This is a genomic window from Pseudomonas sp. Arb-4-2C, assembly GCF_055755015.1.
In genome coordinates this window covers 2724841-2740390 of sequence record NZ_CM146899.1, presented here as the reverse complement: position 1 = coordinate 2740390, position 15550 = coordinate 2724841, and the positions used below count along the sequence as shown (strand labels likewise).

General features: G+C 61.0%; 13 protein-coding genes. 12 read left to right on the top strand and 1 reads right to left on the bottom strand.

The genetic code is table 11. From position 1 onward, the window contains the following. Window positions 1-137 precede the first annotated feature (137 nt). The 3 genes from AC0J41_RS12275 to AC0J41_RS12265 are packed head-to-tail and all read left to right on the top strand — an operon-like array spanning window position 138 to window position 3805. Complete coding sequence (locus AC0J41_RS12275) at window positions 138-1151, top strand: iron ABC transporter substrate-binding protein (RefSeq protein ID WP_473015730.1); 1014 nt, start codon at window positions 138-140, stop codon at window positions 1149-1151. Window positions 1152-1154: 3 nt separating this feature from the next. Beyond that, window positions 1155-2750, top strand: coding sequence for an ABC transporter permease (locus AC0J41_RS12270; protein WP_473015728.1), 1596 nt, complete (start codon window positions 1155-1157; stop codon window positions 2748-2750). After that, complete coding sequence (locus tag AC0J41_RS12265; RefSeq protein WP_473015727.1) at window positions 2747-3805, top strand: ABC transporter ATP-binding protein; 1059 nt, start codon at window positions 2747-2749, stop codon at window positions 3803-3805. Before AC0J41_RS12270 ends, AC0J41_RS12265 begins: the two co-directional genes overlap by 4 nt. Here AC0J41_RS12265 and AC0J41_RS12260 read toward each other — a convergent pair whose 3' ends face one another. Next, window positions 3806-4696, bottom strand: coding sequence for a site-specific integrase (locus tag AC0J41_RS12260; protein ID WP_029977511.1), 891 nt, complete (start codon window positions 4694-4696; stop codon window positions 3806-3808). It lies immediately after the preceding gene. A 436-nt stretch (window positions 4697-5132) separates the two neighbouring features. Here AC0J41_RS12260 and arnB point away from each other — a divergent pair, with 436 nt between their 5' ends. From arnB to AC0J41_RS12215, 9 genes are read left to right on the top strand one after another with little or no spacing between them, the layout of a single operon-like run. Continuing rightward, window positions 5133-6281 (top strand): UDP-4-amino-4-deoxy-L-arabinose aminotransferase, encoded by a 1149-nt coding sequence (gene arnB, locus AC0J41_RS12255; RefSeq protein WP_473015726.1) that lies wholly within the window; start codon window positions 5133-5135, stop codon window positions 6279-6281. Beyond that, on the top strand, window positions 6278-7309 hold the full coding sequence (gene arnC, locus AC0J41_RS12250) for an undecaprenyl-phosphate 4-deoxy-4-formamido-L-arabinose transferase (RefSeq protein WP_025109801.1): 1032 nt from the start codon (window positions 6278-6280) through the stop codon (window positions 7307-7309). The genes arnB and arnC overlap by 4 nt, the downstream gene beginning before the upstream one ends. Next, window positions 7306-9297 (top strand): bifunctional UDP-4-amino-4-deoxy-L-arabinose formyltransferase/UDP-glucuronic acid oxidase ArnA, encoded by a 1992-nt coding sequence (gene arnA / locus AC0J41_RS12245; protein ID WP_473015725.1) that lies wholly within the window; start codon window positions 7306-7308, stop codon window positions 9295-9297. The genes arnC and arnA overlap by 4 nt, the downstream gene beginning before the upstream one ends. Continuing rightward, entirely contained in the window at window positions 9297-10181 is an 885-nt protein-coding gene (gene arnD, locus AC0J41_RS12240) for a 4-deoxy-4-formamido-L-arabinose-phosphoundecaprenol deformylase (RefSeq protein ID WP_025109803.1), read from the top strand. The genes arnA and arnD overlap by 1 nt, the downstream gene beginning before the upstream one ends. Further along, window positions 10178-11827: a lipid IV(A) 4-amino-4-deoxy-L-arabinosyltransferase gene (gene arnT / locus AC0J41_RS12235; RefSeq protein ID WP_025109804.1), complete on the top strand. Its 1650-nt coding sequence runs from the start codon at window positions 10178-10180 to the stop codon at window positions 11825-11827. The genes arnD and arnT overlap by 4 nt, the downstream gene beginning before the upstream one ends. Continuing rightward, window positions 11824-12168 (top strand): 4-amino-4-deoxy-L-arabinose-phosphoundecaprenol flippase subunit ArnE, encoded by a 345-nt coding sequence (gene arnE, locus AC0J41_RS12230; protein WP_025109805.1) that lies wholly within the window; start codon window positions 11824-11826, stop codon window positions 12166-12168. The genes arnT and arnE overlap by 4 nt, the downstream gene beginning before the upstream one ends. After that, window positions 12165-12578 carry a 4-amino-4-deoxy-L-arabinose-phosphoundecaprenol flippase subunit ArnF gene (gene arnF / locus AC0J41_RS12225; RefSeq protein WP_025109806.1) on the top strand — a complete coding sequence of 138 codons (414 nt, stop codon included), beginning with the start codon at window positions 12165-12167 and terminating at the stop codon, window positions 12576-12578. Before arnE ends, arnF begins: the two co-directional genes overlap by 4 nt. Then, complete coding sequence (locus AC0J41_RS12220) at window positions 12575-13954, top strand: UDP-glucose dehydrogenase family protein (RefSeq protein WP_025109807.1); 1380 nt, start codon at window positions 12575-12577, stop codon at window positions 13952-13954. The genes arnF and AC0J41_RS12220 overlap by 4 nt, the downstream gene beginning before the upstream one ends. Further along, on the top strand, window positions 13951-15549 hold the full coding sequence (locus AC0J41_RS12215) for an ArnT family glycosyltransferase (RefSeq protein ID WP_473015724.1): 1599 nt from the start codon (window positions 13951-13953) through the stop codon (window positions 15547-15549). The genes AC0J41_RS12220 and AC0J41_RS12215 overlap by 4 nt, the downstream gene beginning before the upstream one ends. The last annotated feature ends 1 nt before the right edge of the window (window position 15550 follow it).

Sequence of the window (15550 nt, the reverse complement as noted above, 5' to 3'; positions counted from 1 at the left end):
TATTAACGGTTTGTTTGACGTTTTTTTCTCATTTGCCCCCCTAAATTGCCCTGCGACTTAACACTTGCAAATCATTCGCATTGCATCACGCTGCGAAGGCTTGCTCATAACGTCTTATAAACAGGAGCTCACTGGTCATGCACCCACGTATTGCATCGTTTTTCAAACCCGCTCTGCTGACGACCGCCCTGCTCGTTGCCGGCCACGCAGTGGCTGCCGACGCCGTTGGTATCGTGGTCTATAACGCGCAGCACGAAAGCCTGACCAAAGCCTGGGTTGACGGGTTCACCCAGGAAACCGGCATTCCGGTCACCCTCCGCAATGGTGACGACACTGAGATGGGCAACCAGCTCGTACAGGAAGGCTCGGCCTCGCCGGCTGACGTGTTCCTCACGGAAAACTCTCCAGCCATGGTGCTGGTCGATAACGCCAAGCTGTTCGCCCCGGTAGCGCCGACGACGCTTGAGCAAGTGGATTCAGCTTACCGCCCGGCCCACGGCCAATGGGTCGGCATCGCTGCCCGCTCGACGGTGTTCGTCTACAACCCGGCCAAACTGACTGAGAAAGACCTGCCAAAATCCCTGCTCGATCTGGCCAAACCTGACTGGAAAGGCCGCTGGGCCGCCTCGCCTGCCGGTGCCGACTTCCAGGCGATCGTCGCCGCCGTACTTGAGCAGAAAGGCGAAGCCGCCACGCTGGACTGGCTCAAAGGCATGAAAACCAACGCAACGATCTATCGCGGCAACAGCGCCGTGCTCAAAGCGGTGAATGCCGGCCAGATCGACAGCGGCGTGATCTACCACTATTACAGCTTCGTCGATCAGTCCAAGACCGGTGAAAACAGCAAAAACACCCAACTGCACTACTTCAAACATCAGGACCCGGGCGCATTCGTGAGCATTTCCGGTGCGGGCGTGCTGGCTTCCAGCAAGCATCAGGACGAAGCTCAACAATTCCTCAAATACATCACCGGCAAACAGGGCCAGGAAGTCCTGCACACCGGCAATTCGTTTGAGTACGCCGTCGGCAAGGGCGCTCAGTCCAACCCGAAACTGGTGCCACTCAAAGATCTCGATGCGCCGAAGGTCGATGCCTCGAAACTTGACAGTAAAAAAGCCGTCGAGCTGATGACTCAGGCCGGACTGCTGTAAGTGATGCCTGAAACCCTGCCGGCGGGGGTTGCTTCGGCATCCCTCGCCCAGCGCTCACGTGCCACCCGCGCCCTCACTGGTCGAGGGGGATCGTGGGTGGTCGTTCTGGCGATTATCGTTTCCTTGCTGTCGCTGCTGCCGATCGGATTCGTGATCGGCGTGTCGTGGTACACCGGCTGGGCAACCATCGAAGCCATGGTGTTTCGCCCACGCGTGGCCGAATTACTGATCAACACCGTTCTGCTGGTGCTGATCACCCTGCCCATCTGCGTGGTGCTCGGCACGGCGCTGGCCTGGTTGACCGAACGCAGCAATCTGCCCGGGCGACGCCTCTGGTCATTGCTTGCGGTAGCGCCGCTGGCGGTCCCGGCGTTCGTCCACAGCTATGCGTGGGTCAGCCTGATGCCTTCGATTCACGGATTGCCGGCCGGGGTGCTGGTGTCGGTGATTGCGTACTTTCCGTTTCTCTATCTGCCGGTGGCCGCGACGTTGCGTCGTCTCGATCCAGCCATTGAAGACGTTGCCGAATCACTCGGACTCAAACCCCGGGCGGTGTTCTTGCGCGTGGTATTGCCGCAACTGCGGCTGGCAATCTGCGGTGGTGCGTTGCTGGTCGGCCTGCACTTGCTGGCCGAATACGGCCTGTACGCGATGATCCGTTTCGACACCTTCACCACGGCCATCTTCGACCAGTTCAAATCGACCTTCAACGGCCCGGCCGCGAACATGCTCGCCGGAGTCTTGGCACTTTGCTGCCTGGCAATGCTGAGCGCCGAGTCCGCTGCCCGTGGCAAGGCGCGCTACGCCCGGGTCGGTTCGGGCAGCGCCCGTGAGCAGCGCACGGTGCGCTTGAGTCGCGGTGCGATGGTCTTTGGCCTCGGCTTGCAAATCGTCACCTGCCTGCTGGCCCTCGGCGTGCCGCTGCTGACGCTGGGCCGCTGGCTGATTGCCGGTGGCGTAGAGGTCTGGGAAGGTGGCGAGTGGCTGCCGGCGCTGCTTCAAACGTTGGCATTGGGTGTCGCTGGCGCGCTATTGACCACTGTGGCGGCGATCCCGATAGCCTGGCTGTCGATCCGTGCTCCCGGCCGATTGCAGCGCTTGCTCGAAGGCTGCAATTACATCACCAGTTCGCTGCCCGGCATTGTTGTGGCGCTGGCTTTGGTGACGGTCACCATTCACTTTGCGCGGCCGATCTACCAGACCACCCTTACCGTGCTGCTGGCGTACTTGCTGATGTTCCTGCCGCGCGCGCTGGTCAGCCTGCGCGCCGGTTTCGCACAGGCACCGGTAGAGCTGGAAAACATCGCCCAAAGCCTCGGCCGATCCCCCGTGCGCGCCCTGTGGCTGATCACCCTGCGCCTGGCTGCGCCGGGAGCGGCTGCCGGCGCGGCACTGGTGTTTCTGGCGATCACCAATGAATTGACCGCCACCCTGCTGCTCGCGCCTAACGGCACGCGCACCCTGGCCACCGGTTTCTGGGCCATGACCAGCGAAATCGACTACGCCGCCGCAGCGCCTTACGCCCTGCTGATGATCGTGCTCTCGCTGCCGTTGACGGCCATTCTCTATCACCAATCAAGACGTACGGCTGGCCGATGAACGCTCTCGAAATCACCTCCCTCAGCAAAGCCTTCGGCGCGCAGACCGCGCTGGATGATATCTGCCTCTCAGTGCCTTCGGGCAGCCGTACGGTCATCGTCGGGCCGTCCGGGTCCGGCAAAACCACCTTGTTGCGGATGATTGCCGGGTTCGAGTTTCCCGATGCCGGCAGCCTGTCGCTCAACGGCGAAGTGCTGGTCGACAGCACTCACGCGGTGCCAGCCTATCAACGCCAGATCGGCTATGTGCCGCAGGACGGCGCGCTGTTCCCGCACATGACCGTTGCCGCCAACATCGGCTTCGGCCTGACCCAGACCGGCACCGAGAGAAACCAGCGCATCCTTGAGTTGATGGACAGCGTAGCGCTGGACGCCAACATGGCGACGCGCTGGCCTCACGAATTGTCCGGCGGCCAGCAGCAACGTGTTTCGCTGGCGCGGGCCTTGGCCCAACAACCTCGCCTGATGCTGCTCGACGAGCCGTTTTCAGCGCTCGACACCGGTTTGCGCGGGGCCATGCGCAAAATGGTGGCACGGCTGCTGGAGAACGCCGGGGTGACCACCATTCTGGTTACCCATGATCAAAGCGAAGCGTTGTCGTTCGCCGACCAGTTGGCGGTGATGCGCGGCGGTCGCCTGGTGCAATCCGGGCATCCGATGGACCTTTATCGCTATCCGAGCGACGAGCAGACGGCGCACTTCCTCGGCGAAGCCGTGGTCATGCCAGCGCGGATCGAGTCCGGCTGGGCGCATTGCGATCTCGGGCGTGTGGCCGTCAACACCAACGGTTTTGCCGGCAGCGCGCAGATCATGCTGCGGCCCGAGCAACTGCAGATTTGCGAGGTTCCTGCCGAGACCCAAGGCTGCCATGCGGTCGTGACCGAGCGGGATTTCGGGGGCAACACCTGCACCCTGACCGTCGAACTGCGCCCGCAGGCCGCTCAGGACATCGGGCGTTCGCTGTTGGTGCGCAGTACCGGCATGCATGCGCCACCGGCCGGTAGCGCCGTGCAGTTGTCGATTCTCGGTGCAGCGCACGTTTTTGACATGCGCTGATCACAGGTCGAAGCGGTCCACCGCCCGCCGCCGTTCGTTGTCATCACGGACATCGTAATTGGCGGTCGTTTGAATGTTGCTGTGGTGAGCAAGTTTCTGCGCGATCGACAGATCGTGCTCCTCGATCACCCGGGTGATGAACGAGCGACGGAAGTCGTGAGGCATGATCTTCACCCCCACCTGCGTGCCGCGCTGACGGGCGATGTAATAGATCGCGTGTTTGGTGATGCGCTCGCGGGTGATGTGGCTGCCACGGCGAATGCGGTTGAACAGGAAAGCATCGTCGCTCTCGCCTTCCTTGAGCTGCGAACGGCGCAACTCAAGCCAGGCATCGAGTTTGGCGAAGGCCCAGGCCGGGGCGTACTTGATCAACTGCTTGTTGCCCTTGGCGGTGACGCACAGGCTGCGCTCGCTGAAATCGACCTGGTTCAGGTCCAGATCCACTGACTCCGACTTGCGCATGCCGGTGCCGTACAGCAGTGCAATCACTGCGGCATCGCGCAGGCCCTGCGGGCGCGGGTCGGCGGCGCAGACTTCCATCAATTCGTGAATCAGCGTGCGTTTCAGATTACGCCCCTGCGACAACCGGGTGCCGGCGATGCCTTTTACCGAACGCATCTTCAGCAGGTGTTCCTGAGTAATCAGGCTCATGCGCCACGCTTCGTTCATTACCCCACGCACCGCATTTACATAGAGTGACGAGGTATTGGGCGCGTAGTTGTCTTCGCGCAAAGCAGCGACTAACGCCACGACATCTTCCGGTTGCAACGCGTGCCACGGGATCTCTTCGACATTCATGTCTTCGAACCCCAGACGGTCGGCAGCGTCTTGTAAAACGTAACGCATGGTGAGTTGGCTGGAAGGGGCCAAACGAGCCAGATACAAGGACATAGGGTTGGTTTTCGGGGTAACGGCAGGTAAAGCGGGTAAGTCAATCAAACGAAAGGCCTTGATTAAAAACTGTTCAACACAACAACTAACAACTGCAATCTACTTAATATAAAACACGCGTGACTCTGTCGGACTTAGCAAAAAAGCGCCGCGATAAACGCTGCAAGCCTGAACAGTGGCTGTATGAAGGGGAGATAAATGATTCACCGACCGGTTTTTCATATTCCTTTCACAAAATCGGGAATAACCTTGGGCCCGACTGATCCTCAGCCGATATCGCCCAACCTGCCGGGCAACGCCTGAAAAGTCAACCAGCTCCCGACGTCCTGTCTTTTAGGCAAACGCTTGATGCAAAACCTTTTTTTGCGTCTACTCTGGAATTGGATCCGATGAAAATCAGAGGGATCTGTCCATCATTATCCGTTACGAGGTGCCCATGTCTCAGGCGTTTCTCCCCTTCTCCCGCCCTAGTATCGGCGAAGAAGAAATTGCAGCTGTCGAGCAGGTTTTACGCTCAGGCTGGATCACGACCGGGCCAAAAAATCAGGCACTCGAAGAACAATTCGCGCAATACGTAGGCAGCAAACATGCCGTGGCACTGTCTTCGGCCACCGGCGGGATGCACATCACCCTGCTGGCGTTGGGCATCGGCCCGGGCGATGAAGTCATCACCCCGTCGCAGACCTGGGTGTCGACCGCCAACATGATTTCCCTGCTCGGCGCCAAACCGGTGTTCGTCGATGTCGACCGCGATACGCTGATGACCGACGCTGCGCGCATCGAAGCGGCCATCACCCCGCGCACCAAGGCGATCATCCCGGTGCACTACGCCGGCGCCGCATTCGATCTCGATCCGCTGTATGCCCTGGCCGACAAGCATGGCATCCCGGTCATCGAAGATGCCGCTCATGCTGCGGGCACCCGCTACAAGGGGCGTCACGTCGGCTCGCAAGGCACCGCGATCTTCTCGTTCCACGCGATCAAGAACATGACCTGCGCCGAAGGCGCGATGTTCGTCACCGACGACGAAGCGCTGGCCAGCCGCGTGCGCATGCTCAAATTCCACGGCCTGGGCGTCGATGCCTACGACCGTCTGACCGGTGGCCGCAAGCCGCAGGCGCAAGTGATGGAGCCGGGGTTCAAATACAACCTGGCCGACATCAACGCCGCGATTGCCCTGGTGCAGCTGCAACGCCTGGACGAAATCAACGCCCGTCGCACCGAACTGGCCACCCACTACCTGCAAAGGTTCGAAGGCCTGCCGGTGCAACCGCTGGCCCTGCCCGCCTACGCCCAGCAACACGCCTGGCACCTGTTCATCCTGCGCATCGACAGCGAGCGCTGTGGCATGGACCGCGAAGCCTTCATGAAAGCTTTGCAGGATCAGGGCATCGGCACCGGTATCCATTTCATTGCCACCCACCTGCACACCTGGTATCGCCAGCGTGACCCAGACCTGTACCTGCCCAATACCGAATGGAACTCGGCGCGGCTGTGCTCGATCCCGCTGTTCCCCGACATGACCGGTCAAGACCTTGACCGCGTGGTCGGTGCCATCGAACAAATCATGGAAAAACGCCTGTGAAACCTTATCCAATCCGCAGTGTGTCGATCGTCATCCCGGTCTACAACGAACAGGAAAGCCTGCCGGAACTGCTGCGCCGTACCGAAGCGGCCTGCCGTCAGCTGAATCACGATTTTGAAATCGTGCTGGTCGACGACGGTAGCCGTGACGAATCGGCGAACATGCTCGAAGAAGCCGCCGGCCGTGAAAACAGCCCGTTCGTGGCGGTCATTCTCAACCGCAACTATGGTCAGCACGCGGCGATCATGGCCGGTTTCGAACAGTGCAAGGGCGACGTGGTGATTACCCTCGACGCCGACCTGCAGAACCCGCCAGAAGAAATTCCACGACTGGTGGCCGAGGCCGAAAAAGGTTACGACGTGGTCGGCACCGTGCGTGGTAACCGTCAGGATTCGGCCCTGCGCCGTTATCCGTCGAAGCTCATCAACCTTGCCGTGCAACGCTCCACCGGCGTGGCCATGAGCGACTACGGCTGCATGCTGCGCGCCTACCGCCGCACCATCATCGACGCGATGCTCGCCTGCCGCGAACGCAGCACGTTCATCCCGATACTGGCCAACAGCTTCGCCCGTCACACCACCGAAATCGTCGTGGCCCACGCCGAGCGTGAACACGGCGACTCGAAATACAGCCCGATGCGCCTGATCAACCTGATGTTCGATCTGGTCACCTGCATGACCACCACCCCGCTGCGCCTGCTGAGCATCGTCGGCTTTGCCATGGCCGGCCTGGGTGTGTTGTTCGCCGTTGCACTGATCATTCTGCGTCTGGCCTTCGGTGCCGGTTGGGCCGGCGACGGTACCTTCGTGCTGTTCGCCGTGCTGTTCGTGTTTACCGGTGGTCAATTCATCGGCATGGGGCTTTTGGGTGAATACCTGGGCCGTATGTACAGCGATGTGCGTGCCCGCCCACGTTTCTTCATCGAAAAGGTGTTGCGCAGCCAGCCGGCCGATCCGGCCCCTGCCGTCACCGTTGATGGTCTTTCTTCTACCGCTACTTCTTCCACTTCCGATCAGGTTCTCTCATGAGTGCAAAAACTGTTGTCTTCGCCTACCACGATATTGGCTGCGCCGGCATTGAAGCCCTGCTCAACAGCGGCTATGACATTGCAGCAGTGTTCACTCACGCCGATGATCCGAAAGAAAATGCTTTCTATGCATCGGTTGCACAACTGTGCGCCAGCAAAGGCATCCCGGTGCACGCGCCGGAAGACGCCAACCACCCACTGTGGATCGAGCGCATCGCCAAGCTGGACCCGGAGTACATTTTCTCCTTCTACTATCGCAACCTGCTGAGCGAGCCACTGCTGGCCCTGGCCAAAAAAGGCGCGTTCAACCTGCACGGCTCGCTGCTGCCACGCTACCGTGGCCGCGCTCCGGCGAACTGGGTGCTGGTCAACGGCGAAACCGAAACCGGCGTCACCCTGCACCGCATGGTCAAACGTGCTGATGCCGGCGCCATCGTCGCCCAGCAGCGCGTTGCCATCGAGCGCAGCGACACCGGCCTGACCCTGCACGCCAAACTGCGCACGGCCGCCAGCGACCTGCTGCGCGACACCCTGCCGAACATGCTGCAAGGCAAGATCACCGAAACCCCGCAGGACGAATCCAAGGCCACCGTATTTGGCCGTCGTACCCCGGCAGACGGCAAACTGGTCTGGGCCAAACCGGCCGAAGAACTGTTCAACCTGGTTCGCGCCGTCACCCGTCCTTACCCGGGCGCCTTCTGCGCTGTGGGCGAGCATAAACTGATCGTCTGGAGCGCCGAAGTCGTCAAAGGCAACGAAGGCCAGGCACCCGGCCGCGTGATCAGCGTCGATCCGCTGCGCATTGCCTGCGGTCAAGACTCGCTGGTGATCAACGCCGGTCAGCGCAACGACAACGGTCTGTACCTCAGCGGCCCGCAACTGGCCAACGAACTGGGTCTGGTTGACGGTTCGCTGCTGCGCGGTGCCGAGTCCGGTCGTGCACCACGTCGCACCCGCGTGCTGATCCTCGGTGTCAACGGCTTCATCGGTAACCACTTGTCCGAGCGTCTGCTGCGTGACGACCGCTACGAAGTCTATGGTCTGGACATCGGTTCCGACGCTATCGAGCGTCTGCGCAGCCACCCCAACTTTCACTTCGTTGAAGGCGACATCAGCATTCACTCCGAGTGGATCGAGTACCACATCAAGAAATGCGACGTGGTCCTGCCGCTGGTGGCCATCGCCACCCCGATCGAATACACCCGCAACCCGCTGCGCGTATTCGAACTGGACTTCGAAGAGAACCTGAAACTGGTTCGCTACTGCGTCAAGTACAACAAGCGCGTGATCTTCCCGTCGACTTCGGAAGTCTATGGCATGTGCCAGGACAAGAACTTCGACGAAGACAGCTCGAACCTGATCGTCGGTCCGATCAACAAGCAGCGCTGGATCTACTCGGTCTCCAAGCAACTGCTGGACCGCGTGATCTGGGCTTACGGCGCCAAAGGCCTGAACTTCACCCTGTTCCGTCCGTTCAACTGGATGGGCCCGCGCCTGGACCGTCTGGATTCGGCCCGTATCGGCAGCTCCCGCGCCATCACCCAGTTGATCCTCAACCTGGTCGAAGGCACGCCAATCCGTCTGTTCGACGGTGGCGAGCAGAAGCGCTGCTTCACCGACATCGCTGATGGCGTCGAGGCACTGGCCCGCATCATCGATAACGACAACGATGTCTGCAACGGCCAGATCATCAACATCGGCAACCCGGACAACGAAGCCAGCATCCGCCAGTTGGGCGAAGAGCTGCTGCGTCAGTTCGAAGCGCACCCGCTGCGTCACAATTTCCCTCCGTTCGCCGGTTTCCGCGACGTGGAAAGCAAGGCGTTCTACGGTGCCGGTTACCAGGACGTGGAACACCGCAAGCCAAGCATTGCCAACGCCAAGCGCCTGCTGAACTGGGAGCCGAGCGTGGAAATGCGCGAGACCATCGGCAATACCCTGGACTTCTTCCTGCGTGAAGCCATGCTCGAAATCGCGGACAAGAAGTAATGCAGGCAGGTCTTCGTATCGATGTCGACACCTACCGTGGCACCCGTGAAGGTGTGCCGCGACTGTTGGAGATGCTCGACGAGGCTCAGGTCAAGGCAACGTTTTTCTTCAGTGTCGGCCCGGACAACATGGGCCGGCATCTGTGGCGCCTGATCCGCCCGCAGTTCCTCTGGAAAATGCTCCGTTCCAACGCTGCCGGCCTGTACGGCTGGGACATTCTGCTGGCCGGCACTGCCTGGCCAGGCAAACCGATTGGTCGCGATCTCGGGCACCTGATGCGTCAGGCCCGGGACGCCGGTCACGAAGTCGGCCTGCACGCCTGGGATCACCATGGCTGGCAGGCCAACGCCGGGCGCTGGAGCGAGGCGCAACTGATCGAACAGATCCGTCGGGGTGTCGACACCCTCAGCGATATTCTCGGGGAAAAGATCCAGTGTTCGGCCTCCGCCGGTTGGCGTGCGGACGAACGCGTGATCCAGGCCAAGCAAACCTTCGGCTTTCGCTACAACAGCGATTGCCGCGGGCAGAGCCTGTTCCGTCCGCTGCTGGCTGATGGCACACCGGGCGCGCCGCAAATCCCGGTGGACATGCCGACCTTCGATGAAGTCGTCGGTCCGACCGTGGCTGCCAAGGACTTCAACGCCTTCATCCTCGACCGGTTCCGTCAGCAAGCACTCAACGTCTACACCATTCATGCCGAAGTAGAAGGGATTCTGATGGCTCAGGACTTTCGTCAATTGCTGGCCGCTGCACGCCAGCGCAGTATTGACTTCAAACCACTGGGCGACTTGTTGCCCGAGTTTTTCAACACCTTGCCCGTGGGCCACGTACAACGCGGCGCACTTGAAGGCCGTGAAGGCTGGCTGGGAGTGCAAGGCGCATGAGTAAACGCTGGGCATTGCCGTTGCTGGTAGTACTTTGCCTGCTGGCGTATCTGCTGCCGCTGGGCACCCATGGTTTGTGGATTCCCGATGAAACCCGTTACGCGCAAATCAGCCAGAGCATGCTGCTGAGCGGGGACTGGGTTTCGCCACACTTCATGGGGCTGCGTTACTTCGAAAAACCGATTGCCGGCTACTGGATGATCGCCATCGGTCAGGAACTGTTCGGACAGAACCTGTTCGGCGTGCGTTTCGCTTCGGCGCTGAGCACCGGTTTGAGCGTTTTGCTGGGTTACCTGATCGCTCGCCGGTTATGGAACGACCCACGCAAGAGCTTTGTCTGCGCCCTGCTCTACATGAGCTTCACCATTGTTGCCGGCCAGGCCGGTTACGCCAACCTCGATCCGCAATTCACCTTCTGGGTCAACCTGAGCCTCGTCGCGCTGTGGTTTGCGCTGGACAGCCGCTCTGGCGGGCAACGCTTCGCAGCGTGGGCGGTACTGGGCCTGGCGTGCGGCATGGGGTTCATGACCAAGGGTTTTCTCGCCTGGGCGCTGCCGGTACTGATCGCCCTGCCGTGGATGCTCTGGCAAAAGCGCTGGCGTGAGCTGCTGGTCTTCGGTCCGGTGGCGATCGTAGTGGCGATTGCGGTCAGCCTGCCGTGGGCACTGGCGGTTCATTCCCATGAACCGGACTACTGGCGGTTCTTCTTCTGGCATGAACACATTCGCCGTTTTGCCGGCGACGATGCCCAGCATGATTCGCCGTGGTGGTTCTATCTGCCGTTGCTGGTGGCGTTCAGCTTGCCGTGGGTCGGTCTGTTGCCGACCAGCTTCAAGCAAGCCTGGCAAACCCGCGCTCAACCGGCCATTGCGTTCCTGCTGTTGTGGTTGCTGATGCCACTGCTGTTTTTCAGCCTGAGCAACGGCAAGCTGCCGACCTACATCCTGCCTTGCCTGCTGCCGATGGCGTTGCTGCTGGGCAATGCGCTGGCGGACCGGTTGCGCCTTGAACAGGGCCGTGCCTTGAGCATCAACGGCCTGCTCAATCTGCTGCTGGGCATTGTGCTGCTGATTGCGCTGGTTTATCTGCAACTGAAAAAGCCCGTGTATGACCACGAACTGCACAGCATGGTGCTGGTGTTCATTGCACTGATCGGCTGGATCATCGCCAACCTGGCGCAAGCGTTCCTGCCGTTGCAATGCTGGGCGGCACCGGCGCTGGGCAGCCTGCTGCTGATCGGTGTCCTGCCGGCGGCATTGCCCAAGTCCGTGGTGTCCAACAAGACTCCGGACCAGTTCATCCTGCATCACCTGGACGAGTTGTCCGGCACCACTCACTTGTTGAGCAACGACCTGGGCGCGGCCTCGGCGCTGGCCTGGCGTCTGCAGCGGCCAAACGTCGCGTTGTACAACACCGTGGGCGAGTTGAAGTACGGCTTGTCCTACCCGGAAGGCGCCGAACAGCGGATCACCACCGACAAGGTGCAAGCCTGGATGCGTGATGCCCGTCGTACCGGTTCGGTCGGCGTGGTCATGCGGGTCAAGGGCGATGACGAGCTGCACGAAGTCGACCTGTTGCCCAAGGACGGTACCCGCTACGAGCAAGGCAATCTGGTGATCATGGTTCTGCCCAAGGACCCGTCATGAGCTGGATCTTGCTGCTGACGGCATGCCTGCTGACCTGCCTGGGTCAGGTTGCGCAGAAATACGCGGTTGAGAGCTGGCGCGGGGTCGACTCATCCTGGGCGGACAAACTGCGTTCGCCCTGGCTGTGGCTGGCACTTGTGGCGCTGGGCAGCGGCTTGCTGGTCTGGCTGCTGGTCCTGCAACGGCTGGAAGTCGGCATCGCTTACCCGATGCTCAGCCTCAACTTTGTACTGATCACGCTGATCGCACGGTTTGTCTTCCGTGAACCGGTCGACCGCCGCCATTGGCTGGGCGTCGCCCTGGTGATCGGCGGTGTGGTGCTGTTGGGGCAACACTCATGAGTCAGGGACGTGGAATCGCTTTTGCTCTGGGCAGCGTGCTGTTGGTCAGCGGTGCCCAGTTGGGCATGCGCTGGAGCATGACGCGCCTGCCGCAGCCGGAACAATGGTGGTCGGCGCTCACTGCCGGCAGCGTCGACCTTGTCGCGCTGGGCGTGGTGTTCGTGGCCATTCTGGCTTACGCGCTGTCGATGCTCTGCTGGCTCGCCGCCCTGCGCGATCTGCCGCTGGGTCGGGCTTATTCGCTGCTGAGCATCAGTTACGCGCTGGTTTATCTGCTGGCGGCCAGTCTGCCGCTGTTCAACGAATCATTCAGTCTCACTAAATCACTGGGCGTGGCACTGGTCATGCTCGGGGTCATCACTATTAACACTCGTCCGTCTCGTGCGCCCGAATTCAGGAGTGCTCCATGAAAATCACAGTATTTGGTAGCGGTTATGTCGGTCTGGTGCAGGCCGCCGTGTTGGCCGAAGTCGGTCACGACGTCGTGTGCATGGACATCGACCAGAAGAAAGTCGAACTGCTGCGCCAGGGTCACGTCAGCATCTTTGAACCGGGGCTTTCGAGCCTGGTACGCGAAGGCCTGGACTCCAGCCGCCTGCATTTCACCTCCGATGAAAAACTCGCTGTGCAACACGGTCGCGTTGCGTTCATTGCGGTCGGTACGCCGTCCAGCGAAGACGGCTCGGCCGATCTGAAGTACGTGCTGTCGGTGGGTGACGCCGTGTCGCGTCATCGTGAGCAGCCGCTGATTCTGGTGGAGAAATCCACCGTACCGGTCGGCACCGGCGATACCCTGCGCGCGCACATCCAGGCCGCGCTGGACAAGGCTGGCCGTCAACTGCAGTTCGATATCGTCTCCAACCCGGAATTCCTCAAGGAAGGTTCGGCGGTGTCCGACTGCCGTCGTCCGGACCGCATCGTCATCGGCTGTGAAGGTGACGAAGTGCGCGACGTGATGCGCGACCTGTACTCGCCGTTCAACCGCAACCATGACCGCATCATGTTCATGGACCTGCGCAGCGCCGAACTGACCAAATACGCCGCCAACTGCATGCTGGCGACCAAGATCAGCTTCATCAACCAGATCGCCGAACTGGCCGAACACCTGGGCGCCGACATCGAGTCGGTCCGTCAGGGCATCGGTGCCGACACCCGCATCGGTTATCACTTCATCTACCCGGGCTGCGGTTACGGCGGCTCGTGCTTCCCCAAAGACATGCGCGCCCTGATCCACAGCGCCGAGCAGGCCCATTGCTCCAGCGACCTGCTGCAAGCGGTCGAGGCGATCAACGAGCGGCAGAAGCACAAGCTGTTCGACCGCATCAACGCGTTCTACAAGGGCGACCTGCGCGGCAAGACCTTCGCCCTGTGGGGCCTGGCGTTCAAGCCGAACACCGATGACATGCGCGATGCGCCAAGCCGTGTATTGCTCGACTCGCTGTTCGCCGCTGGCGCCAGCGTGCGCGCGTTCGACCCGGAAGCGATGCAGGAAACCCAGCATCTGTACCCGAACGAAGAAAAACTGATGCTGATGGGCACCCCGGAATCGGTGCTGTCGGGCTCCGATGCGCTGATCATCTGCACCGAATGGCAGCAGTTCAAGGCGCCGGATTTCGACCTGATCGAGCAACGTCTGAAAGCCCCGGTGATCTTCGACGGCCGCAACCTGTACGACGCCGAACGTCTGGCGCGCAACGGCTTCAAGTACTTCCCGATCGGCCGTGGTGATTCGCGCAAATTGCCGATCCCGCTGCAACAGTGGCCTAACTCCGTGGACGTCGCTTGATCACGTTGTCGCCTGTCATCCGCCGGCAGTCCCTGATCGCAGGGCTGCTGGCACTGTTGCTGTTTATAGCCGGGGTTTACGGACAGGCTCCCATTGGCTTCGATTCACGCTTCGTACTGTTTGCCCAAGAGATGTTGAGACACGGGCCTACGGTATTCCCGACCACCTACGGCCAGCCATACGCCGATTATTCGGCGGTTTCGACGCTGTTCATCTGGTTGTTGTCGCTGCCCTTCGGCGCGGTCAACACGTTGACAGCATGGCTGCCCAGCGCGATTGCCGGCGCGGTGATCGTGACTTTGATGTACCGCTTGCTGGCGGTGCATTCGCAGCGTTGGGCGTTGATCAGCATTGCGCTGTTGATGCTCACCAGCACCTTCATCACCGAAGTGCGCGCCGTATCGCAGGACCTGATGCTCGCCGCCGTGGCCCTGTCGGTGTTTTACCTGGGCTACGCGCACGACCATTTCGGCTCCCGCCGCCGCTCGCCGCTGATCTTTGTTCTGCTGTTGCTGGGCTTTGGTATTCGCGGGCCAATCGGCCTCGTGGTGCCGACCGGCATGCTCTGCAGCTACTTTCTGCTCAACCGTGAGTGGAAACGCCTGTTGGTGTTCGGTGTGCTCGCCTCGATCCTGCTCGCCGCGTGCGTCGGCCTGCTGTTGTGGCTGGCAAAGCTCAGCGGTGGCGAAGCCTTCTTGCAGGACGTGATTCGCATGCAGTTCATGGGGCGCATGGATGGCAGTGAAGGCGTCAGCGGCTCGCTGTATTACTTCACCAGTTCCATGGGCAACTACGCGCTGGCGTATCCGTTGGCGATCCTCGCGTTGGCCGCGACCTGGCTGAGCAAACCGCATCAACGTGGTCCGGCGTTGCGCCTGGTTCAATACTGCGCGGCCGCCGGGCTGATCGTGATGGTCGGCCTATCGATTCCGCAGGCGAAGAAGGCGCGTTACCTGCTGCCGATGCTGCCAATGGCAGCGATCATCGCAGCCTACCCGTTCCAGGTACTGCACGGGCGGGTGTTCCGGGTATTGCGCGGCTTGATTCAGGGGCTGTGGCTGCTGACGCCGGGTTTGCTGATGGTGGTTCTGCTGGTGGCCAAGCGGCGGTTTCCCGAGCAACTGAACGGCCTCACCCTGATACTGGTCGTGCTGGGCGTCCTGCAATTGCTCGCGCTTTCGCGTTTACTGTTCCCGCGCTGGCGTGCCGAAGTGTTGGCACTGTGCTCGGTTCTCGCGTTGTGGACGGTGTATGCCGCGGTGTTCGAGCCGGTGGAGCGGCGTCTGTATGACACGCAGACGTTCAGTCGCGCCGCGTTCGCTCAAGTCCAGGCCAACCCGGCACCGCTGGTGCTGCACGGCATGGGCAAAGACGCCAAGGCGATCAAGTTCATGGTCAACGTCGAGCACGACCTGCAGCCGCAGTTCACCGAGACGGTGCAGCAACTCGAAACCATCAAGGGCCCGGCGTGGCTGATGATGGACAGCAAGGACCTGCAAACACTGCAAGGCACCGCGCTGGCCGGCCTGCAACCGGTGGTGACGGGTAGCTTCGACAAGAACGATTACGTGCTGTTGTACATCAACCCCTTGTAGC

Coding starts and splice junctions, on each gene's coding strand:
- AC0J41_RS12275 (WP_473015730.1), top strand. CDS start 138: ATGCACCCACGTATTGCATCGTTTTTCAAACCCGCTCTGCTGACGACC.
- AC0J41_RS12270 (WP_473015728.1), top strand. CDS start 1,155: ATGCCTGAAACCCTGCCGGCGGGGGTTGCTTCGGCATCCCTCGCCCAG.
- AC0J41_RS12265 (WP_473015727.1), top strand. CDS start 2,747: ATGAACGCTCTCGAAATCACCTCCCTCAGCAAAGCCTTCGGCGCGCAG.
- AC0J41_RS12260 (WP_029977511.1), bottom strand. CDS start 4,696: ATGTCCTTGTATCTGGCTCGTTTGGCCCCTTCCAGCCAACTCACCATG.
- arnB (WP_473015726.1), top strand. CDS start 5,133: ATGTCTCAGGCGTTTCTCCCCTTCTCCCGCCCTAGTATCGGCGAAGAA.
- arnA (WP_473015725.1), top strand. CDS start 7,306: ATGAGTGCAAAAACTGTTGTCTTCGCCTACCACGATATTGGCTGCGCC.
- arnD (WP_025109803.1), top strand. CDS start 9,297: ATGCAGGCAGGTCTTCGTATCGATGTCGACACCTACCGTGGCACCCGT.
- arnT (WP_025109804.1), top strand. CDS start 10,178: ATGAGTAAACGCTGGGCATTGCCGTTGCTGGTAGTACTTTGCCTGCTG.
- arnE (WP_025109805.1), top strand. CDS start 11,824: ATGAGCTGGATCTTGCTGCTGACGGCATGCCTGCTGACCTGCCTGGGT.
- arnF (WP_025109806.1), top strand. CDS start 12,165: ATGAGTCAGGGACGTGGAATCGCTTTTGCTCTGGGCAGCGTGCTGTTG.
- AC0J41_RS12220 (WP_025109807.1), top strand. CDS start 12,575: ATGAAAATCACAGTATTTGGTAGCGGTTATGTCGGTCTGGTGCAGGCC.